The following is a 19,213-nucleotide window of genomic DNA, read 5'->3' on the forward strand; positions in this document are numbered from 1 at the left end:
AACTTTGACCAAAGCCCTTATCAGGCCTTGACTTGCGACTTTGCGTAGTCGATCGCCTGTTGCACGGTGGTGATCTTTTCAGCTTGTTCGTCGGGGATTTCCATTTCGAACTCATCTTCCAGCGCCATGACCAGCTCGACGGTGTCCAGCGAGTCGGCGCCCAGGTCGTCCACGAACGACGATTCGTTCTTGATGTCGGCTTCGGCGACGCCCAGTTGCTCAGCGACGATCTTCTTCACGCGTTGTTCGATATCGGACATAGTGTTCCTCCAGAGGGATGATAGGTTACAAAAGTGCGCGCATTTTAGCAGGTTTGCGCGCGGAAAATTTACTTTTAACTATTCCTGGCAAGATTGTGCCAAGTCCAGCTTAACTGCAAACAAAAGTCGTCAAAAGGACTTGAATCAAGCCCCCAAGACTTACTTAACCCATGTACATGCCGCCATTGACATTGAGCGTCGTGCCGGTGATGTAGGCCGCTTGCGGCGAGGCCAGGAAGGCCACCGCATAGGCGATCTCCTCAGCCGCACCCAGGCGTCCCAGCGGAATCTGCTGCAGGATGGCGGCGGACTGCTGCTCGTTCAGCGCCTTGGTCATGTCGGTATCGATGAAGCCGGGCGCCACGCAATTGACGGTGATGTTGCGGCTGCCGATCTCACGCGCCAGCGCGCGGCTCATGCCGGCCACGCCGGCCTTGGCAGCGGCATAGTTCATCTGGCCGGGATTGCCGGCCTCGCCCACCACCGAGGTGATGTTGATGATGCGGCCGGTACGGGCCTTCATCATGCCACGCAGCACGGCGCGCGAAAGGCGGCCGACGGCGGTCAGGTTGGTGGCGATCACGCTGTCCCACTCCTCGTCCTTCATGCGCATGGCCAGTTGGTCCTGGGTGATGCCGGCATTGTTGACCAGGATGGAGAGCGCGCCGAATTCCTTCTGCACCCGCTCCACCAGCGCCACGCTGGCTTCGGCATCATTGACATTGAGCACCGCACCACGGCCGGCTTCCGGACCCAGCGCCGCCAGGTATTCGGTGATGGCGGCAGCGCCCGACTCCGAGGTCGCCGTACCGACCACCTTGGCACCCTGTCGGGCCAGTTCGGTGGCGATGGCACGGCCGATGCCGCGCGAAGCGCCGGTCACCAGGGCGACCTGGCCTTGCAGATTCAATGCACTCATTTCAGCAACTCCAATACTTTGTTCAAGGATTCCTGGTCGACGATGGCTTCACCCACCAGGTCACCATTGATGCGCTTGGTCAGGCCGGTCAGCACCTTGCCCGGACCGCATTCGATCAGGTGCGTGACGCCGTCGGCGCCCATCTTCTGCACCGTCTCGACCCAGCGTACCGGCGCAGCCGCCTGGCGCACCAGGGCATCCTTGATGGCAGCCGGATCGTTGACCACGGCCACATCGACGTTGTTGATCAGCGGGATCTGCGGCGCGGCGAAGGCGACGTTGGCCAGATAGGCTTGCAGGCGGTCCGAAGCCGGCTTGAGCAGCGAGGAGTGGAACGGCGCCGACACCGGCAGCGGCAGCGCGCGCTTGGCACCCTTGGCCTTGGCGATGTCGCAGGCACGGCCGACAGCGGCCTTGTGGCCGGCGATCACGACTTGTGCGGGGGCATTGAAGTTGACGGCCTCGACCACTTCACCTTGCGCCGCTTCGGCGCAGGCAGCACGCACGTCTTCATCAGACAGACCGAGAATGGCGGCCATACCACCCTGCCCGACCGGCACCGCTTCCTGCATGGCTTGCGCGCGGAAGCGCACCAGCGGTACCGCATCCTTGAAGGCGATCACGCCGGCGGCGACCAGTGCCGAATATTCGCCCAGGCTGTGGCCGGCGACGAGCACCGGTGCCTTGCCGCCTGCAGCCAGCCAGGCGCGATAGAAGGCCACGGCAGCCGTCAGCATGACGGGCTGGGTGTTGGTGGTCAGGTCCAGGTCTTCCTTGGGACCTTCAGCGATGAGCTTGCCCAGGTCGAACTGCAGGGCATCGGAAGCTTCTGCGACGGTCTGACGGACGACTTCATTGTCGGCGAAACCATTGAGCATCCCGATGGCCTGCGAACCCTGGCCCGGGAAGACGAAAGCGAATGTTGTCATGCTTGGAAGTAGATAATTTGGATGAAAATGCAGGAAATCGAAGAGATCAGTGAACGAAAGGACTGCCGCAGCAGCCCCCTGCCCGCTTTACATGCGCGCCAGCACGGCGCCCCAGGTGAAGCCACCGCCGACGCCTTCCATCATGACGGTATGACCCGGCCGGATGCGGCCATCGCGCACCGCCTGGTCCAGCGCCAAGGGAATGGAGGCGGCCGAGGTATTGCCGTGTTCAGCCACGGTGACGACCATCTTTTCCAGCGGCAGCCCCATCTTCTTGGCCGTGCCCTGCATGATGCGGATATTGGCCTGGTGCGGCACCAGCCAATCCACCTCGGTGGATTGCATCCTGGCCGCTTCCAGCGCTTCGCGCGCCACCTTGTCCAGCAAGGAAACGGCCAGCTTGAAGACGGCCGGGCCATCCATGTAAAGGTAGGCGCTGCCGGCGACGGCACCGTTGTTGACGCTGCCCGGCACGCACAGGATGTGACCGTGGCTGCCATCGGCATGCAGCTTGGTCGCCAGCACGCCCGGCTCCTGCGAGGCACTCATGATGACCGCACCAGCACCATCGCCGAAGAGCACACAGGTGGTGCGATCCTTGAAATCCAGAATGCGCGAGAACACTTCGGCACCAATGACCAGAACGTTCTTGTGGGCACCGGATTTGATGAAGCTGTCCGCCACCGACATGGCGTAGACAAAGCCGCTGCAGACGGCCTGCACATCCATGGCCGGCGCACCATTGGTGATGCCCAGCTTGCGCTGGACCACACAGGCGGTGCTGGGGAAGCCACCCAGGTGATCCGGGGTGGAGGTGGCCATGATGATCAGATCGATGTCATTGGCCTGCATGCCCGCCGCTTCCAGGGCGCGCTGCGCCGCGTGCAGGGCGAGATCACTGGAAAGCTGGCCCGGCTCGGCATAGTGGCGCGCGGAGATGCCGCTGCGCGTGACGATCCATTCGTCCGAGGTCTCGATGCCCTGCTCGGCCAGCTGCGCGGCCAGCTCATGGTTGGTGACGCGCTTGGCCGGCAGGTAGCTGCCGGTGCCGACGATTTTGCTGTAAGTGGTCATGCCGTCTTCTTGCTCTGTTAGTTCGGTTGATCCAGCGAGACCGGTGCGGGCTCGAAAGCCTTGGCAACGGCCTCGGCCGTGCGCCCCTGCTCCTGGGGCATCAGCTCCGCCATGCTGGCGGCAATACGGGCGAGCACATCATACTTGGCCGCATCATATGCGCGGCGGATGGCCCATTCGAACGCATACACATCGGCCCCGCCGTGGCTCTTGAAGACCAGGCCCTTCAGGCCCAGCAAGCTGGCGCCATTGTAGCGGGAAGGATTGAGGCGGCGCGACAGCGCCTTGATGGCACCATAGGCGATCAGGGCACCGAGCTTGTTGATGATGCCCTTTTTGAATTCGCTGGTGAGCACCTGCTTGACGAAGCGCCCCAGGCCTTCGGAGGCCTTCAGGGTCACGTTGCCCACGAAACCGTCGCACACCACCAGGTCGGTCGTGCCTTCGAAGATGTCGTTGCCTTCCACGTTGCCGTAGAAATTGAGGATACCCTTCTCATGGTCGCCCCGCAGCAGGGCGGCGGTCGCCTTGACCAGCTCGTTGCCCTTCATGTCCTCTTCACCCACGTTCAACAGGCCCACGGTCGGCTTGGCCTTGCCTTCCATGACCGCGACCAGGGCCGAGCCCATGAGTGCAAATTGATGTAAATGCTGTGGCTCGCAGTCGACGTTGGCGCCGAGGTCGAGCATGTAGGTGGGGCCATCCTTCTGGTTCGGGAGGATGGTGCAGATGGCCGGACGATCCACGCCCGGCAGGGTCTTCAACACATAGCGCGAGACCGCCATGAGGGCACCGGTATTGCCGGCCGAGACGGCGGCGTGGGCCTGCCCCTCCTTGACCAGGGTCACGGCTACGCGCAGGGAAGAATCCTTCTTGCGACGCAGGGCGACCTCGATCGGGTCGTCCATGGTCACCACTTCGGAGGCATTGTGAATGCGGATGCGGGCTTCGCCGGCCAGCTTGTATTTCTTCAGCAGCGGCTGCAGCACGGCTTCCTGGCCGACCAGGATCAGCTCTGCATCAGGTTGGCGCTTGAGGAAGGAGGCAGCGGCCGGGAGCGTGACTGACGGGCCATGATCGCCACCCATGCAGTCGATTGAAATTTTGATGGTCATCGATTTGATTCAAAGCCTTGCCAGCCCACATTATGAGGCAGATTGCAAAGCCTTCAAAATGGCACACTCAGACAGCGCGCCAGATGAAGCTTCACGCAAGCAGGCAGGCAGGTCCGCTGACGGATGTCGCGGACATAAAAAAGCGGCGCAAAATGAACCTCCTGAAACAGAAGCTCATTGCGCCGCTTTTCTCCAAAAACAGCAAGCTCAATGAATGAGATTACTCGTCGTTCTTGGTCTTCAGCACCTTGCGACCACGGTAGAAACCGTTGGGGCTGATGTGGTGACGCAGGTGGGTTTCACCAGTCGTCGGCTCCACAGCCAGCGGGGGTGCAGTCAGAAAGTCGTGTGCACGATGCATACCGCGCTTGGACGGGGTCTTTTTGTTCTGTTGAACGGCCATGATTACTCCTAAACCTTACTTAAGATTGAAAATTTTAACACATCGGATCGGTGTTTCTCCAACCCCGCTGTGCCGCTGCCCGGCCTTTGCCAGACATTCCCCAACAATACTTGTTACTGCTTCAACTTCTTCAGTACCTCAAACGGGGAAGCCCGTTCAGCACCTTTGGCCTCGGCCGCCACGCTACCGTCAGGACAGACGTCATGCTTGGGTGCCACCGGCAGGGCCAGCAGCGCATCGTCCTCAATCAGGTAGTTCACGTCGAAGGCTGCCGAACCGACGATGACATCAATCTCGTCATCATCCAGCAGCTCTTCGATGGTGTCGGCTTGCGCCTCATCTTTTGCCAATACCAGCAGCGACTTCGAATCAATCTCGAAATTCAATGCCGTCAGGCAACGCTGACAGATCAGATTAACTGCACCCGACACTGCCAGACTGAGTTGAGCATGTCCCAGCTTGTCGATATCGCCGGACAGAGCCCAGTGAATCGTGCCGGAACGGTCAACCGTCTCTTGCGCCAGACGACCTAATTCAGCAACCGGAATCTCACCCTGCGCCTGCTGTTTCAGCCTGCAGAATTCGAACGCGTCGATAACAAATGCATTCATAGCCAAAGCAGAATCCGGAAAACCTGCGATCATAACAGAAAATTTCCTTACCAGTCAAAGCCTTAGCGCCTTGCTTGCGAAATTCTCGCGAAAAATGGCTTCATCGGAGGAAGCGCTCTCACTTTTGTGGCGAATTTCCGCCAAAATCCGGGTTTTATTGTTTCAGCACAGCGCGTGGCGCGCCTTCACCATGACACAACACCGCACCGATTCCACCCTGCCCCGCCTGATTCTCGGCTCCAGTTCCGTCTATCGCAAGGAATTGCTGGGTCGCCTCGGCCTGCCTTTCGAGACCATGGCCCCGGACATCGACGAAACCCCGCAACCCGGCAAAAACCCGGAAGCCACGGCCTTGCGACTGGCGCGCGAGAAGGCCGCCGCCATTGCCGTCCGGGTCGGCCCTGCCCTGGTGATCGGCTCGGACCAGGTCGCCACGCTGGACGGCCTGCAGATCGGCAAACCCGGCAATCACGCCAATGCCTTGAAGCAATTGCAGCTGATGCGCGGGCGCGAAGTGATCTTCCATACGGCGCTGTGCCTGTGGGATGGCCGCCAAGCCGATTCCGCCGCTGCGCAGGTCTGCAATGTACAGACCGTGGTGCGCTTCCGCGACCTCGAAGATGCCGAACTCGATGCCTACCTGCGTATCGAGCAGCCCTACGACTGTGCCGGCAGCGCCAAGAACGAGGGCCTGGGCATCGCCATCCTGGAGAGCATTCGCAGCGACGATCCCACCGCCCTCACCGGCCTGCCGCTGATCGCCTTGACCGGCATGCTGCGCCGGGCCGGCGTTCCATTCTTCAGCGCCGGCCGCGCGGCTCAGTAATTACGGCGCGGATAGCCTTCGGCCAGGATGCGCTGCCACACCACTTCGCGCTGATCCTTGTCCATGAAGACCCATTGCGCCACTTCATCGACGGTACGGCCGCAGCCGCGGCAGACATCGTCAAAGGTGGTGGAGCACACGGCCACGCAAGGCGTGTCGGGGCGCTCGGGTGCGGACGGAACGGCGGACTGCGAAGAAGAGCTGGAAGACATTGAGTGAATCTGAATGAGGAAGATGAAGCATTGCGCAAGCGGCCCGCCCGGATCCCAACGGAATACGGACAAAAACCTTCACTTGGCCAACAACGCGATAGTTCGCATCTTACCAAGAACCGAAGGCAAGCTCTCCCTGCTGATCGAAGGGATATGAAGAGTTCATCACCCCCGAACCAAACCGACAGGCAAAAAAAAGCCCGCGACCAAGAGGTGCGGGCTTGAATCCAATTTCTTAAGGAGATTGGAGGAGACAGGTGCAACTATAGCGATGCACCCCGGCCGAGTCTGCTTTATTGTGGCAATAGCAGATATTCACATTCTTCATATCTGCCGTCAGAACCGCGCCACAACAAGCATCCGCCGCACCATCCGGCGTTCACCCCATCCGCAAATCACCCTGCACCGCCGACGTCATCGGCTTGGGCGGATTGCCGCCCTTGCGGTCACAGGCTTGCAATGACAATAACAGAGCGATCCCCAGCAAAATCAGCGCATTCGTTCTCATCACAGTCTCCCGGAATGAATTCCCTTGCAAAGAATGCCACCTTCCGCCCGCCCTGCCCGTCTGTCAAGCCGATCAGGCGGCGCTACGCAGGCTGCTCACCGCGCCGGCTACCGGTAGCGTGCGGGTGGCCGCCAGGTTTTTCTCATAGAGGGCCGCGATCATATCCGACTGCGTCAGCATGCCGGCCAGCTTGCCATCGGCCTGCACCACCGGAATCTGGTGCAAGCCATCGGCCATGCGCGGCACCAGTTCCAGCACCGGCGTATCGACCTGGGCGGTAATGACCGGGCGGCTCATGATCTGGCCGACCACTTCCGGCTTGTCCGAATGCGTGAACGGCACCCGGTGCAGCAGGCGGCGCAACTGCGCGGCCAGGCCCGTATGCACTTCCACGCCGGCATGCTCCAGAAAATCCGTACGACTGACGATCCCGATGACATGCCGCCCGCGATCGAGCACCGGCAAGGCCCGCAACCGGTGCTGCCGCAACAGATGCCAGGCCTCGTCCAGGCCAGTGGCGAATTCCACCGCGACCACATCGCGCGACATCACCGCGGCGCACAGAGTCTGGCCGAAGCGGCGGTGATAGGCCCGCATTTCGGTTTGCAGGAAGATTTCTTCAAGATCGTCGCGGCCGATGTCGAGCACCTGATTGAAATCCTTCAGGACTGCGTCCAGATCTTCATGCGAGAACCCCAGCCGCGTGATCGGCAATTCATCCCGGGTCTGGTGCGGATGGGGTGCGGCGCTGTGCTGGGCATGCGGGTAGCGGCGTCCGGTGGCGTTGTTGTAGAACAGCGCGGCCGCCAGCAGCAGCGCCGAGTTGAGCAGCACCGGCGAAAGCACGAAGGCATAGCCCATGTCATGCACCACCGGGCCGCCCAGCACCGCCGTCAAGGCCACCGCCCCGCTGGGCGGGTGAATGCAGCGCAGCAGGAACATGCCGCCAATGGCCAGCGCGATGGCCAGCGCCGCCGCCAGGGCCGGCTCCTGCACCAGCTTCGCGCAGGTCACACCGATGAGCGCCGCGCAGAGGTTGCCGCCCAGGATGGACCAGGGCTGGGCCAGCGGACTGGACGGCACCGCAAACAGCAACACGGCAGACGCCCCCATGGGCGCGATCAGCCAGATGGTGCGCGCCTCATGCGGCAGCAGCGCATAGCTGGTCAGGCCGACCAGCAGGATGCCGAACAGACTGCCAGCGCAAGCGCGCATGCGCTCGAAGCGATCGACATTGGTCTTGGCAGGAATAAAACTTTTCAACCACAGCAAGATAGAATCGGGCATATCCCTTCCGTGACGACGGGTCTTCAACACGGCACGCGGCGTGACAGCGCCCGCGCCAAAGCCACAATTACATCACAAGATGATATATATGTCCCGTTTGCCCCTCTCCCTTTTACTTCACAGCGAAGGTGCATTCCGATGAATGCCACGCCCCGCCTGCAAAAAGACGATTTCGAAGCCCTGTCGGAATTTCGCTACCAGCTGCGCCGTTTCCTGCGCTTCTCGGAGGATGCCGCCCAGAGCGAAGGCCTGACGCCCCTGCAATACCTGCTCATGCTGCACATCAAGGGCTATCCCGGCCGCGAATGGGCCAGCATCAGCGAACTGGCCGAGCGCCTGCAGGCCCAGCACCACGGCGTCGTGGCCCTGGTCACGCGCTGCGTGAAAGCCGGCCTGGTCACGCGCACCCCGGACGACCGCGACAAGCGCCTGGTCCAGGTGCGCCTGACCGAACTGGGCGAGCAATACCTGCATCGCCTGGCGCAATTGCATCGCAATGAGTTGCACTCATTGTCGGGCGTATTCCAGGTATCGCACATCTCGGCCTTCAACGACCGCGACTGAACGCGGCCACCCATCTTGCAGCAACGGTCTTGTGGATGTCCGCAAGACCGGCCGGGGCTAGCTGCTGTTATGCTTGCGACAACTTCTCTCCAGCCTTTCCCATGACCCGCAAAACCGATCCTGCCGCAGCATCTACCCGCGCCATCACCAAGGAAGACGTGGCGCGTGCTGCGGGGGTATCGCATATCACGGTCTCGCGGGTCATCAATACGCCGGAAAAGGTGTCCCCCGCCACGCGCGAACGGGTCGAATCCTTCATCAGCAGCATGGGCTATATCCCCAACATGCTGGCCGGCGGCCTGGCCTCGCGGCGCACGCGCATCGTGGCGGCCATCGTGCCGACCATCAGCCATTCGATCTTTGCCGAGACCGTGCGCGGACTGTCCGAGCAACTGAGCCTGCAGGGCTACCAGTTGCTGCTGGGGCAAACCAATTATTCGGAAGACGCGGAAACCGGCCTGGTGGAAGCCTTCATCGGCCGCCGGGTGGATGGCCTGGTGCTGACCGGCGTACAACATTCGGCGCGCACGCGCCAGCGCCTCAAGGCGGCCGGCATTCCGGTAGTGGAAACCTGGGACATGAGCCCGCAGCCCATCGACATGCTGGTCGGCTTCGACAACCATGCGGCCGGGCAGGCCATGGGGGAGTATCTGGTGCGCAAGGGCTATCGCCGCATGGCCTTCGTGGGCGGGGATGATCCGCGCGGCCTGGCGCGCTTTGCCGGGATGCGGGAGGCGCTGCTGGCGCAGGGCGCGCCGGAGCCGGTGCATCTGGTGGTGCCGGTAGGCAGCTTCCTGCAGGCCGGACGCGAGACCATCTGCCGCCTGTTGGCGCTGCAGCCGGACATCGAGGCCGCCTTCTTCAGCAATGACGTCATGGCCGCCGGTGCAGCCCTGGAATGCGCACGGCGCGGCATCGCGGTGCCAAAGCGCATCGCCCTGGCCGGATTCGCCAACCTGGAGATCGCCACGGAAGTCCTGCCCGCCCTTACCACGGTGCAGATCAGCGCACACCAGATCGGTGTCACGGCAGCGGAGATGCTGCTCACCCGCTTCGACGGCCAGCCGGTCGCGCAAGCGGTGTGCGATCTGGGCTATTCCATCCTGGAACGCGACAGCGCCTGATCAGGGCTCTTCCAGCTCATTCCCGGCCAGCTCGACCCGATTGCGCCCCAGCCGCTTGGCGCGGTAGAGCGCGATGTCGGCGCGCTTGGTCAGCTTGTCCAGCGCCTCTCCTCCGGCCAGCGTAGCCACGCCGAAACTGGCCGTCACGTTGATACGGCGATCCCCTTCGGTCTCGAACACGCGCTCTTCCAGCGCCGCGCGCAGCTTGTCAGCCACGGCGGCGGCCTGCGCCAGATCGGATTCGGGCAGCAGGATGATGAATTCTTCGCCGCCATAGCGCGCCAGCACATCCACCTTGCGCAGCAGCTGCGCCACACACTGGCTCACGCCGATCAGGATGGCGTCGCCGGCCTGGTGACCATAGCTGTCGTTGATGCGCTTGAAATGATCGATGTCGAACAGCACCACCGAGACCGCCCGCCCATAGCGTTGCGCCACACCCAGCTGCTGATCGGCATGGGTGTAGAAGGCGCGGCGGTTCAATACGCCGGTCAGGAAATCGGTATTGGATGAGGTCTGCAATTGCGTGATCAGCGCCTCGCGCTCCTTGGCCAGACTGTTGCGCTCGCGCATGCGCTGCTTGAGCACGCGCAGCGCACGCATCATCGCGCCGATCTCATCCTGATGGCGCGCCTCGGGGATTTCCTGCTCCAGCTTGCCGTCCACCAGACCCGACACCAGATCGGTCGCCTGCACCAGCGGACGCACCACACGCCGCCCGATCAGCACCACCAGCATCTGGAAGAACAGGCAAGCCACCAGCGTCAGGCTCACCACCAGAATCAACAGGTTGCGGGCCCGCGTATTGTGGCGCTCCGCCTGCTCCAGCAGATCATCGAGCAGCAGATCGCGCAGGTCCGTGATGGAGGCCATCGAGGGCACATAGAACTTGAAGAGATCGGAGGGCGTGACCCCGAAGTCACCGGATTTCAGCCCTATCTGCAGCAGGAAATCGAGGAACTGGAAGCCACTGTCGAAATATTCCTTCTCCACCCGCTCCAGGGCCGCGGCGAATTCCGGCGCGCGGCTGTAACTGCCCAACTGGCCGGCGATGAAGCTGCGCAGCAACTCGATGCGGCCATAGAGGCGTCCGATTTCAATGACTTCATCCTGGGTCAGCTGACGATGCGCAATCAGTGGGGCGACAAAACGCGACCCGACCTGCCCGGCGTACTCGCGCAGGCTGGCGACTGCGCGCACGGCCGAGAGGCCATCACGCAGCAAGGGATCGGCGCGGTCAGCCTCATTGCTCAGATCACTCACCACGCGCACCATCAACGGCATCAGATCGACCATGCTGCTCACGGCCGAGACCACCAGCACGTCGCTGCGATCCTGCGGCGCCAGGCGCGCCACCCGGTCAACATTGGCGCGCGCCGGACCCAGGCCTTGCTGGACCAGCCGCACCTTGTCCATGGCCCACGACTGCCGCAGCCTGGCATCCGCCTCCAGCGCAGCGCGCAATTGGCTCAGGGCGGCATCGCTCTGGGCGCGGGCATTGGCCAGCCTGGCCTGCAGCTCCGGCGGCAGCGAGGCACCGGCCCCCATGACGGCGTTGGCCGGACCACGTTCGGCGGAAATCTTTTCCATCGCCAGCAGCGCCAGGCGCAGCTTGCGCAAGGCCGGCACGCTGTTGGCACCGCTGCGGTAGGTGTTCCACTCCGTCCAGACCAGGGCCACCGCAAACGCCAGGAACAGCGCCAGCAAGGCGACCGAGATCAGCCGGAACAGACGATTCAGGGACATGATGAGCCCGCCATGGAAAGCAAACGCAGATGCATGAGACGAATATATCAAGCCGCAGCCAAGGGTGGCGCGGCGACTTCGCGAGCGGGAAGAAATTTGTCCGGACTATCGCGGCGATGCCACGAAACCGGCAGGAACCCTCCCAGTACATGGGACGGCTCTGGCGCAACGCCGATGTTCTCCCCCTCGAAAAACATCCGGTGACCAGTCAATGATTTGCCGCCGACTGCACTCCCTCCAGCGCGGAACCGACGGACAAAAAAATAAGGCCCTGACAAAATCAGAGCCTTATCTCTACAGCTTCACAACACTTGAGCCAACTGGCGGAGAGGGTGGGATTCGAACCCACGGTACGGGAAACCGTACGCCTGATTTCGAGTCAGGTACATTCGACCACTCTGCCACCTCTCCGGTCAACTTCGGTCGTTTCACTGCGTGGTGCAGCGAAGACAGCGACTATAGCAGAACTATTTTCAGAGTGGAACTATTTTTTAAAAAATATTCAAAAAACTTATCTCCTCGTCATTGCATCTCCCGCCGGACAGACTAGCAGAAGCAAAGTTCATACATAAAACCATCAAGCTGAATTGCTTATCATCATCTTGTCATAAATCACTTCTAGGATCCGTAAACTATTTTGCGATGCATTGCCGTTCTTTGACTCTCTCGAATCCGGATTCAGCCAGATGGCTCCCCTCTCCAATCCAATCTTTCCGCTCGGCGCCGAAGTCGTCGATCTGATCGCCCGCGCCTCCGGTGCGGCCCTGCGCGGCGCCGACGACCCGATGTTGTCATTGCTGCATGAGATCATTGCTCAACGCAAGCTGTCGGCGCTGTTCCAGCCCATCGTGCGCATGCGCAACGGCGAGATCCTGGGATATGAAGGTTTGATCCGCGGCCCCTCCAATACCCCGCTGCATTCGCCGCTGGCGCTGTTCAAGGTGGCACGCGCGCACAACCTGTCGGTACAGATGGAATATCTGTGCCGCCACATCGTGATGACCCGCTTCGCGCAACTGGGCTTGCCGGGCAACCTGTTCCTGAACGTGTCGCCGGGGGCACTGATGCAGCCGGAGGCGATCCAGGGCGAGACCTTGCGCTATCTGGAAAAGCTGGGCGTCAACCCGCAGCGCATCATCATCGAACTGACCGAGAACGAGCCGACCTACGACTATGCGCTGCTGCGCAATGCGGCCATGCATTACCGCGATATGGGCTTCCAGATCGCCATCGACGATCTGGGTGAAGGTTTCTCCAGCCTGCGCCTGTGGTCGGAGCTGCAGCCGGAATACGTCAAGGTCGACATGCACTTCGTGCAAGGCATCAACCATGATCCGATGAAGCTGCAGTTCGTGCGCTCGATCCAGGAGATTGCCGAAAAGTCCGGCTCCATCGTCATCGCCGAAGGCATCGAATCCCAGGCCGAACTGCTGACTATCCGCGACCTCGGCATTGCCTGCGGCCAGGGCTATCACATCTCGCGTCCGCTACCGGAGCCGCCGGTCTCGATCTCGGACGATGTCACCAAAACCCTGCGGCGCGACAAGGTCCCGCTGGCCGCCAACAAGTATGGCCCCGGCAAGCGCAGCGCCACCGTCGCCAAGCTGCTGCGCGAGACCCAGTACGTCAGCCCGGAAGTGACCAATGATGCGGCCTACGACATGTTCGTCAACGATCCGCAGCTGCAGGCCCTGCCGGTAGTCAGCAATGGCTTGCCGATCGGGCTCATCAACCGCTACAGCATGGTGGAGCGCTTTGCCCGCCTGTACGGCCGCGAACTGTATGGCAAGAAGTCCTGCGCCTTCTTCATGGACCCCAATCCCATCCTGACCGAGCAGGACACCAGCCTGCAGGACCTCTCCAACCTGCTGGTGCATGCCGAATCGCACCATCTCTCCAACGGCTTCATCATCACCGACCGCGGCCAGTACGTGGGGCTGGGCACCGGCCACGACCTGCTGCGCGAGATCACGCAGATGCAGATCGACGCTGCCCGCCATGCCAATCCGCTGACGCAGTTGCCGGGCAACGTGCCCATCAACGATCACATCGAATACCTGCTGCAAAGCGGGGTGGAATTCTGCATCTGCTACTGCGACCTCGATCAGTTCAAGCCCTTCAACGATGTCTACGGCTATCGCAAGGGCGATGACATGATCCAGGCCACCGGCCGCGTGCTGCAGCAGGCCTGCGACCCCAACCTGGACTTCATCGGCCACATCGGCGGGGACGATTTCCTCATCCTGTTCCAGAGCGAGGATTGGGAAAAGCGCTGCCGCACCATCCTCGATACCTTCGAAGCCGAAACCCGCGCCTTCTACTACGACGAAGACGTGCAGCGCAAAGGCTATTACACCGAGGATCGCCAAGGCAACCGGGTGTTCCACCCGCTGGTCTCGCTGTCGCTGGGCTCGGTGAAGATCGAACCCTCGCAATACTCCTCACCGCACCAGATCGCCTCGGCCGCCACCCGCGCCAAGAAGGAAGCCAAGAAGATCCAGGGCAACAGCCTCTTCATCGAGCGCCGCATCCCGACCACCTTCTCCTGGGCGCTCAAGGACGCTTAGCCAGCCTGCTTACGAAAACGTTTTCTCGCCCGGTGCGACGATAAAAAAACGACTGTCTCTTGCGAGGCAGCCGTCTTCATTTGGCGCTCAGGAAAACTGAATCAGGCGCCCGGCACCAGCTTGGTCACGCCGCCCATGTAGGGCTGCAGCACCTCGGGGATTTCCACGCTGCCATCGGCCTGCTGGTAGTTTTCCAGCACGGCCACCAGGGTGCGTCCCACAGCCAGGCCGGAACCGTTCAGGGTATGCAGCAGTTCAGGCTTGCCCTGGGCATTGCGGAAGCGGGCCTGCATGCGGCGCGCCTGGAAGGCTTCACAGTTGGAGACCGAGGAGATCTCGCGATAGGTGTTCTGCGCCGGCAGCCAGACTTCGATGTCATAGGTCTTGGCCGCACCAAAGCCCATGTCGCCGGTGCACAGGGTGATGACGCGATATGGCAGGCCGAGCTTCTTGAGGATGGTCTCGGCGTGGCCCAGCATCTCGTCCAGGGCTTCGTAGGACTTCTCGGGATGGACGATCTGCACCATTTCCACCTTGTCGAACTGGTGCTGGCGGATCATGCCGCGCGTGTCGCGGCCATAGGAACCGGCTTCCGAGCGGAAGCAAGGCGAGTGCGCCGTGAACTTCATCGGCAGCGCGTCGCCGGCGACGATTTCATCGCGCACGAAGTTGGTCAGCGGCACTTCAGCCGTCGGGATCAGATAGAGTGCGGCGTTTTCGGCTTCACCTTCCTGGCCGCCCTTCTTGGCCGCGAACAGGTCCGCCTCGAACTTGGGCAACTGGCCGGTGCCGCGCAGGCTGTCGGCGTTGACGATGTAGGGGGTGTAGCACTCGGTGTAGCCATGCTCCATGGTGTGGGTGTTGAGCATGAACTGCGCCAGCGCGCGATGCAGGCGGGCGATGCCGCCCTTGAGTACGGCGAAGCGCGAACCGGTCAGCTTGGTGGCGGTATCGAAGTCCAGGCCCAGCGGCGCGCCGACGTCGACGTGATCCTTGATCTCGAAGTCGAAGCTGCGGGGCGTGCCGACCTTGCGCAGCTCGACGTTGCCGCTTTCGTCATTGCCGGCCGGCACGGATTCGTGCGGCAGGTTGGGCACGGCCTGCAGGAACAGGGTCATCTGCTGCTGCACTTCTTCCAGGCGGGTGGCGGAGGCCTTCAACTCGTCGCCGATGCCGTTGACTTCGGCCATGACGGCGGAAGCGTCTTCACCTTTGCCCTTGAGCATGCCGATCTGCTTGGACAGCGAATTGCGCTTGCCCTGCAGTTCTTCGGTACGGGTCTGGATCTGCTTGCGCTCGGCTTCCAGCGCATTGAAGCCGGCCACGTCCAGGACGAACTTGCGGGCCGCCAGGCGGGCTGCGACGTTCTCGATGTCTTTACGGAGGAGTTGAATGTCGATCATGGGAAGAAATTACGATAGGGTTGATGCTCGAAACCGCGATTGTACCAAGTCGCGCGCCCGCCACGGGCCTCCCGTGCGCCCTGCCCGCAATAAAATCCGGCCGCAGCGGTAGCCGCCACCGCCCATGCGGGTTACCATGCGGCCCATTGCATCCCTCATGAGACCCGTTTGCCCATGTCCGTCCAGCCCGAATCCCGCCCGCCGCGCGAAGTCCCCGTCCTGTTTTCCCTGCTGGGCCTGGTCGCCGCCCTGGCCGTGGGCCTGTGGGCCGGCATCCACTACATGTCCAACGAGGCCAGCCTGTTCTACGGGCTGATCGCCGGGCTTTCCTTCGGTGCCACCTTCGCCTTCGGCCAGCAGATCAAGAACCGCCTGGTGCCGCCCAAGGTCCGCAAGACTGACTGGAAAGTGCAGGCACCGGGCGCTGCCGAGCTGTCGCCCACGCGGGTGGCGGCCCAGCAGGCACGCAAGATCAGCGTGGAATTCGATGATGAAGAAATCCGCACCATGGTGCGCGGGGCCAAGCGCGAGGGCATCGCCTGGAGTGCAGTCGATGACGTCACCATCCGCATCAGCGACGATGCCCTGCCGCAACCGCAATGGATCCTCGCCGGCAAGAGCGCCGAGGGCATCAAGGGCGTGCTGGTCCCCAATGACGCCGATGGCCTGGAAGCCTTGATGGAAGCCATGAAGACGCGCCTGCCCGGCTACGACGATGACAAGAACTATGAAACCGTGATCGCCGCCATGTCCTCCATGGAAGGCAGCTTCCACATCTGGCACCGCCCTGCGGCCTGATCCCTTCAGCGCACCGGCTTGGCGCCCGGTGCCAGGGCCGGCTCCTGCGCCAGCCGCTGCGCAAGAAACTGCACAAAGGCGCTCAGGCGCGGCGGCAGATGGCGCGTGGCCGGATACAGCGCCCACAACTCACCGCAATAACGCGTTTTGAAACTCCACTGGGGCAGCACCTGCACCAGCCTCCCCTCCTCCAATGCCGGCCTGGCGATGAAATACGGCAGGCTGGCAATGCCCAGATGCCGCAGCGTGGCATCGAGCCGCACGCCGGTATGGTTGGCGGCATACCTTCCCCGTACTTCTACATTGACGGTCTTGCCCTGCCGGCGAAAGCGCCAGCGTGCGTCCGCCGGTGATTCGCCGAGGTAGATGCAGCTGTGCTCCTTCAAGGCCTGCGGGTGCGCAGGCGCCCCGTGCTGCTGCAGGTAGTGCGGCGTGGCGCACAGCAGATGGTCGATGCGCATCAGGCGCCGGCCCATCAGGCCTGGCGGCGGCTGGTCGGTGATACGGATGGCCAGGTCGACCTGATCGTCGATGAGGTCCATGTAGCGGTCCTCCAGCCGCAACAGCACGTCCACCTTGGGATGGGCGGCCAGGAAATCCGGCATATGCGGATGCACCAGCGCATGGCCGACCGCCTTGGGCACGCTCACCCTCACCTGCCCTTGCGGCTCGGCATCGAAGGCAGCGGAGACGGCCAGCACGGCTTGCGCGGCATTGAGCATGTCGCGGCAGCGGGCGTGGATTTCCTCGCCACTCGCGCTCAGGCGCAGCTTGCGGGTGGTCCGCTGGAGGAGTTGCGTACCCAGCGCCTTTTCCAGGCGGGCGATGGCGCGGCTGGTGGCCGAGGGCGTGGCGCCCAGCTGGCGTGCGGCTTCGGAGAAACTGCCCGTCTCCACCACCTTGGCGAAGACGGCCATTTCGTTCAGGAGGGCAATGCTTTGATTTGTGCTCATGATGCAAAGATCCTTTGCGTCGATACCGGATTATCGCAACTTCGTGCGGCCGCTACAATGCACGACACTCGCAGCAAGCCACATTGAAAGCCTCGCCATGACTGAACGCCTCTACCTGACCGACCGCGCCTTGCGCGCCGACATCCACGTGCTGAACTGCACCCCGCAGGACGATGGCCGCTACGCCGTGCGCCTGTCGGCCACGCCCTTTCATCCTCAGGGCGGCGGACAACCCAGCGATACCGGCCGCATCGGCGACGTGGAAGTGCTGCGCGTGGTCAGCGAAAGTGAAGGCATCGTTCATTACACCGCAGCCCCTGTTGCAGCGGGCCCGGCCGTGGCGGCCGTCGACGCCGAGCCGCGCCGGTTGCATGCCCGCTTGCATTCGGCAGGCCATGTGATCGGGCAAGTGATGGCGGAACTGGGATGGAAGCCGACCAAAGCCCATCACTGGCCGGGAGAAGCGCGCGTGGTGGGCGTGGGTGCTGCAGCTGATGGCACGGCGCAGGAACTGGTGCCAGCAGAACTGGAGCGCCGCTGCAATGAATTGCTGGCGCAGGATCTGCCCTGTGTGATGGCCATGGAAAATGGCTTGCGTCAGATCGGCTTTGGCGAATTGCCCGCCTATCCTTGTGGCGGGACGCACGTGGCGGCGCTGGGGGAGATCGGACAGATTCGGATTGAATCGGTGCGGATCAAGAAGGGGGAGGCGTTGGTCCGGTATGACGTCATCGGCTGAGTGCAAATCTGACTCGACCGAATATGGAGTCAAATTCGTTCTGGAATGACTGAAATAAATCGGGCATTTTTCTCCGTCGAGTCCAATGCCGCACCTATGGACGATTTCTAACGCAAGTCCACGCACGTACCGTCTGAGCTTTTTGACCATGCTCAGGGGTGACGATGGCAAAAGCAAGACGGCGCAAGCTTGCAGAACAAGCTGAACAACACAAACAGCAGGACTCTCCCCAAACTCAATTACGAGAACCGGGGCCGCAGAGTCTGGCCGCTGAACATCACTACAAAATTCCAAAATATGACCTGCAAGATCTTCCCGATACAAGTCGCACCGGAGGACGAATATCAATAAAGAAGAGAGCCCGCAGCCAGCCCGAGCGGTACGTGCTCAATAGACCTGTCGCGCTCTGTATTGGAACGATATGCCGTCCATACGAAAATACTTTATCTGGTCAATAAAGAACCTTGCCATCATCCTGAGTTTGATTGTTATCGCGATTTCAGGATTATTGGCACTTGCTCAGATTGGGGAATTCCAGCTAGCAGGAAAAATATTCTTCCTTCTTTTTTACTTCAAAGAATATACCGCCCTTGGGATCCTATTCGTGGTTCTGATTTTCTTTGGAAATAAAGCCAATAGCTTCAAGAAAAAAGGAAATGATCTAAGAAAAGAATTTCGAAAAATGATCCCGACCATTATTTTCTGGCTGGTGTTTTCGCTTGTTTCCACCCTTTTGATCACTAACTATCTTGCTGCAAACAGCAGAAAATTCGATTGCAGAAAATATGATTACACCGATGAATTAAATGGCGGAATCAAAGAATTTCAAAATCAAAAGTATTCAATAAAGATTTGTGGAAGCGGGACAAGTCACGGAGGAATTCTTTCTGACGACGTACCGGACCTGGCTGAACTGACGATTACAAATGAACAGGGAGAGCACCTGGTAAAAAGGCGTTATGTCATCGTATGGGATGGCAAACCCGGACATGAGCCGCTGGTAATCGGACATGACCGCATCATCTATCAGGACGATGAAAAGCAGGAGGACCACGTCATTACGATGCCGCCATCCCTCATTGACAGATTGAAAGCCAAATATTTATTTTAAAAGTTAAGCAACTTGGCTCAAAAAAGAGCTATCAATGATGCGTAGTGAATTTCAACCCGATCCA

General features: G+C 61.2%; 21 protein-coding genes and 1 tRNA gene. 8 read left to right on the plus strand and 14 right to left on the minus strand.

Annotated elements, in window-relative coordinates:
- Positions 1–20: 20 nt before the first annotated feature.
- The 5 genes from acpP to plsX all read right to left on the minus strand — a co-directional run bounded on the left by acpP (position 21) and on the right by plsX (position 4,297).
- Positions 21–260: an acyl carrier protein gene (gene acpP, locus MKD49_RS10490; protein ID WP_006463505.1), complete on the minus strand. Its 240-nt coding sequence runs from the start codon at positions 258–260 to the stop codon at positions 21–23.
- A 163-nt stretch (positions 261–423) separates the two neighbouring features.
- Entirely contained in the window at positions 424–1,179 is a 756-nt protein-coding gene (gene fabG, locus MKD49_RS10495) for a 3-oxoacyl-ACP reductase FabG (protein WP_252696223.1), read from the minus strand.
- Positions 1,176–2,108: an ACP S-malonyltransferase gene (gene fabD / locus MKD49_RS10500; protein ID WP_252696224.1), complete on the minus strand. Its 933-nt coding sequence runs from the start codon at positions 2,106–2,108 to the stop codon at positions 1,176–1,178. The genes fabG and fabD overlap by 4 nt, the downstream gene beginning before the upstream one ends.
- 87 nt (positions 2,109–2,195) lie before the next feature.
- The gene (locus MKD49_RS10505) at positions 2,196–3,182 is read right to left on the minus strand and encodes a beta-ketoacyl-ACP synthase III (protein WP_252696225.1); all 987 of its coding nucleotides are present in this window, start codon (positions 3,180–3,182) and stop codon (positions 2,196–2,198) included.
- Between the two features lie 17 nt (positions 3,183–3,199).
- A complete protein-coding gene (gene plsX / locus MKD49_RS10510; RefSeq protein WP_039786400.1) occupies positions 3,200–4,297 on the minus strand; it encodes a phosphate acyltransferase PlsX in 1,098 nt (365 codons plus the stop codon).
- Here plsX and MKD49_RS10515 point away from each other — a divergent pair.
- Positions 4,290–4,511 (plus strand): hypothetical protein, encoded by a 222-nt coding sequence (locus tag MKD49_RS10515; protein WP_209533168.1) that lies wholly within the window; start codon positions 4,290–4,292, stop codon positions 4,509–4,511. The two genes, plsX and MKD49_RS10515, sit on opposite strands and share 8 nt — an antisense overlap.
- Positions 4,512–4,517: 6 nt before the next feature.
- Here MKD49_RS10515 and rpmF read toward each other — a convergent pair whose 3' ends face one another.
- Together rpmF and MKD49_RS10525 are read right to left on the minus strand one after the other, a co-directional pair.
- The gene (rpmF, locus tag MKD49_RS10520; protein ID WP_006463510.1) at positions 4,518–4,700 is read right to left on the minus strand and encodes a 50S ribosomal protein L32; all 183 of its coding nucleotides are present in this window, start codon (positions 4,698–4,700) and stop codon (positions 4,518–4,520) included.
- Between the two features lie 113 nt (positions 4,701–4,813).
- On the minus strand, positions 4,814–5,344 hold the full coding sequence (locus MKD49_RS10525) for a DUF177 domain-containing protein (protein WP_121039520.1): 531 nt from the start codon (positions 5,342–5,344) through the stop codon (positions 4,814–4,816).
- A 157-nt stretch (positions 5,345–5,501) separates the two neighbouring features.
- Here MKD49_RS10525 and MKD49_RS10530 point away from each other — a divergent pair, with 157 nt between their 5' ends.
- Positions 5,502–6,137 (plus strand): Maf-like protein, encoded by a 636-nt coding sequence (locus MKD49_RS10530; RefSeq protein WP_252696226.1) that lies wholly within the window; start codon positions 5,502–5,504, stop codon positions 6,135–6,137.
- Here the strand turns inward: MKD49_RS10530 and MKD49_RS10535 are convergent.
- From MKD49_RS10535 to MKD49_RS10540, 3 genes are all read right to left on the minus strand, one after another.
- Complete coding sequence (locus MKD49_RS10535; protein ID WP_034331679.1) at positions 6,131–6,349, minus strand: DUF1289 domain-containing protein; 219 nt, start codon at positions 6,347–6,349, stop codon at positions 6,131–6,133. The two genes, MKD49_RS10530 and MKD49_RS10535, sit on opposite strands and share 7 nt — an antisense overlap.
- Before the next feature lie 379 nt (positions 6,350–6,728).
- Positions 6,729–6,857, minus strand: a complete 129-nt coding sequence (locus MKD49_RS26440; protein ID WP_256497641.1) for a hypothetical protein — start codon at positions 6,855–6,857, stop codon at positions 6,729–6,731.
- Between the two features lie 72 nt (positions 6,858–6,929).
- Complete coding sequence (locus MKD49_RS10540; RefSeq protein WP_209580778.1) at positions 6,930–8,144, minus strand: HPP family protein; 1,215 nt, start codon at positions 8,142–8,144, stop codon at positions 6,930–6,932.
- A gap of 138 nt (positions 8,145–8,282) precedes the next feature.
- Between MKD49_RS10540 and MKD49_RS10545 the strand changes: the two genes are divergently transcribed.
- Together MKD49_RS10545 and MKD49_RS10550 are read left to right on the plus strand one after the other, a co-directional pair.
- Positions 8,283–8,708, plus strand: coding sequence for a MarR family winged helix-turn-helix transcriptional regulator (locus tag MKD49_RS10545; RefSeq protein ID WP_121039514.1), 426 nt, complete (start codon positions 8,283–8,285; stop codon positions 8,706–8,708).
- Between the two features lie 101 nt (positions 8,709–8,809).
- A complete protein-coding gene (locus tag MKD49_RS10550; RefSeq protein ID WP_252696227.1) occupies positions 8,810–9,832 on the plus strand; it encodes a LacI family DNA-binding transcriptional regulator in 1,023 nt (340 codons plus the stop codon).
- On the opposite strand, the gene MKD49_RS10555 is transcribed toward MKD49_RS10550, so the two are convergent.
- Positions 9,833–11,578 (minus strand): diguanylate cyclase, encoded by a 1,746-nt coding sequence (locus MKD49_RS10555; protein WP_252696228.1) that lies wholly within the window; start codon positions 11,576–11,578, stop codon positions 9,833–9,835. It abuts the gene before it with no gap.
- Between the two features lie 321 nt (positions 11,579–11,899).
- A tRNA-Ser gene (locus MKD49_RS10560) sits at positions 11,900–11,989 on the minus strand.
- A 275-nt stretch (positions 11,990–12,264) separates the two neighbouring features.
- Between MKD49_RS10560 and MKD49_RS10565 the strand changes: the two genes are divergently transcribed.
- Positions 12,265–14,145: a GGDEF domain-containing protein gene (locus MKD49_RS10565; RefSeq protein ID WP_134222087.1), complete on the plus strand. Its 1,881-nt coding sequence runs from the start codon at positions 12,265–12,267 to the stop codon at positions 14,143–14,145.
- A gap of 101 nt (positions 14,146–14,246) precedes the next feature.
- On the opposite strand, the gene serS is transcribed toward MKD49_RS10565, so the two are convergent.
- On the minus strand, positions 14,247–15,548 hold the full coding sequence (serS, locus tag MKD49_RS10570; RefSeq protein WP_034331782.1) for a serine--tRNA ligase: 1,302 nt from the start codon (positions 15,546–15,548) through the stop codon (positions 14,247–14,249).
- 174 nt (positions 15,549–15,722) lie between these two features.
- Between serS and MKD49_RS10575 the strand changes: the two genes are divergently transcribed.
- A complete protein-coding gene (locus MKD49_RS10575; protein ID WP_252696229.1) occupies positions 15,723–16,346 on the plus strand; it encodes an anaphase-promoting protein in 624 nt (207 codons plus the stop codon).
- Between the two features lie 5 nt (positions 16,347–16,351).
- On the opposite strand, the gene MKD49_RS10580 is transcribed toward MKD49_RS10575, so the two are convergent.
- On the minus strand, positions 16,352–17,299 hold the full coding sequence (locus MKD49_RS10580) for a LysR family transcriptional regulator (RefSeq protein WP_121039502.1): 948 nt from the start codon (positions 17,297–17,299) through the stop codon (positions 16,352–16,354).
- Positions 17,300–17,396: 97 nt separating this feature from the next.
- On the opposite strand from MKD49_RS10580, the gene MKD49_RS10585 reads away from it, so the two are divergent.
- Both MKD49_RS10585 and MKD49_RS10590 read left to right on the plus strand, forming a co-directional pair.
- A complete protein-coding gene (locus tag MKD49_RS10585) occupies positions 17,397–18,038 on the plus strand; it encodes an alanyl-tRNA editing protein (RefSeq protein ID WP_252696230.1) in 642 nt (213 codons plus the stop codon).
- 421 nt (positions 18,039–18,459) lie between these two features.
- Positions 18,460–19,149, plus strand: a complete 690-nt coding sequence (locus MKD49_RS10590; protein WP_252696231.1) for a hypothetical protein — start codon at positions 18,460–18,462, stop codon at positions 19,147–19,149.
- Positions 19,150–19,213 lie beyond the last annotated feature (64 nt).

The sequence above is a fragment of the Herbaspirillum sp. WGmk3 genome, from assembly GCF_023952535.1.
Taxonomy (GTDB): domain Bacteria; phylum Pseudomonadota; class Gammaproteobacteria; order Burkholderiales; family Burkholderiaceae_D; genus Herbaspirillum; species Herbaspirillum huttiense.

What these genes read in the sequence shown, in the direction of transcription:
- MKD49_RS10585 (WP_252696230.1), top strand. Translation starts at nt 17,397, where the DNA reads ATGACTGAACGCCTCTACCTGACCGACCGCGCCTTGCGCGCCGACATC.
- MKD49_RS10515 (WP_209533168.1), top strand. Translation starts at nt 4,290, where the DNA reads ATGGTCATCGATTTGATTCAAAGCCTTGCCAGCCCACATTATGAGGCA.
- MKD49_RS10530 (WP_252696226.1), top strand. Translation starts at nt 5,502, where the DNA reads ATGACACAACACCGCACCGATTCCACCCTGCCCCGCCTGATTCTCGGC.
- rpmF (WP_006463510.1), bottom strand. Translation starts at nt 4,700, where the DNA reads ATGGCCGTTCAACAGAACAAAAAGACCCCGTCCAAGCGCGGTATGCAT.
- MKD49_RS10550 (WP_252696227.1), top strand. Translation starts at nt 8,810, where the DNA reads ATGACCCGCAAAACCGATCCTGCCGCAGCATCTACCCGCGCCATCACC.
- MKD49_RS10545 (WP_121039514.1), top strand. Translation starts at nt 8,283, where the DNA reads ATGAATGCCACGCCCCGCCTGCAAAAAGACGATTTCGAAGCCCTGTCG.
- MKD49_RS10535 (WP_034331679.1), bottom strand. Translation starts at nt 6,349, where the DNA reads ATGTCTTCCAGCTCTTCTTCGCAGTCCGCCGTTCCGTCCGCACCCGAG.
- MKD49_RS10575 (WP_252696229.1), top strand. Translation starts at nt 15,723, where the DNA reads ATGTCCGTCCAGCCCGAATCCCGCCCGCCGCGCGAAGTCCCCGTCCTG.
- plsX (WP_039786400.1), bottom strand. Translation starts at nt 4,297, where the DNA reads ATGACCATCAAAATTTCAATCGACTGCATGGGTGGCGATCATGGCCCG.
- MKD49_RS26440 (WP_256497641.1), bottom strand. Translation starts at nt 6,857, where the DNA reads ATGAGAACGAATGCGCTGATTTTGCTGGGGATCGCTCTGTTATTGTCA.
- serS (WP_034331782.1), bottom strand. Translation starts at nt 15,548, where the DNA reads ATGATCGACATTCAACTCCTCCGTAAAGACATCGAGAACGTCGCAGCC.
- MKD49_RS10555 (WP_252696228.1), bottom strand. Translation starts at nt 11,578, where the DNA reads ATGTCCCTGAATCGTCTGTTCCGGCTGATCTCGGTCGCCTTGCTGGCG.
- MKD49_RS10505 (WP_252696225.1), bottom strand. Translation starts at nt 3,182, where the DNA reads ATGACCACTTACAGCAAAATCGTCGGCACCGGCAGCTACCTGCCGGCC.
- acpP (WP_006463505.1), bottom strand. Translation starts at nt 260, where the DNA reads ATGTCCGATATCGAACAACGCGTGAAGAAGATCGTCGCTGAGCAACTG.
- MKD49_RS10525 (WP_121039520.1), bottom strand. Translation starts at nt 5,344, where the DNA reads ATGATCGCAGGTTTTCCGGATTCTGCTTTGGCTATGAATGCATTTGTT.
- MKD49_RS10565 (WP_134222087.1), top strand. Translation starts at nt 12,265, where the DNA reads ATGGCTCCCCTCTCCAATCCAATCTTTCCGCTCGGCGCCGAAGTCGTC.
- fabG (WP_252696223.1), bottom strand. Translation starts at nt 1,179, where the DNA reads ATGAGTGCATTGAATCTGCAAGGCCAGGTCGCCCTGGTGACCGGCGCT.
- MKD49_RS10580 (WP_121039502.1), bottom strand. Translation starts at nt 17,299, where the DNA reads ATGAGCACAAATCAAAGCATTGCCCTCCTGAACGAAATGGCCGTCTTC.
- MKD49_RS10590 (WP_252696231.1), top strand. Translation starts at nt 18,460, where the DNA reads ATGCCGTCCATACGAAAATACTTTATCTGGTCAATAAAGAACCTTGCC.
- MKD49_RS10540 (WP_209580778.1), bottom strand. Translation starts at nt 8,144, where the DNA reads ATGCCCGATTCTATCTTGCTGTGGTTGAAAAGTTTTATTCCTGCCAAG.
- fabD (WP_252696224.1), bottom strand. Translation starts at nt 2,108, where the DNA reads ATGACAACATTCGCTTTCGTCTTCCCGGGCCAGGGTTCGCAGGCCATC.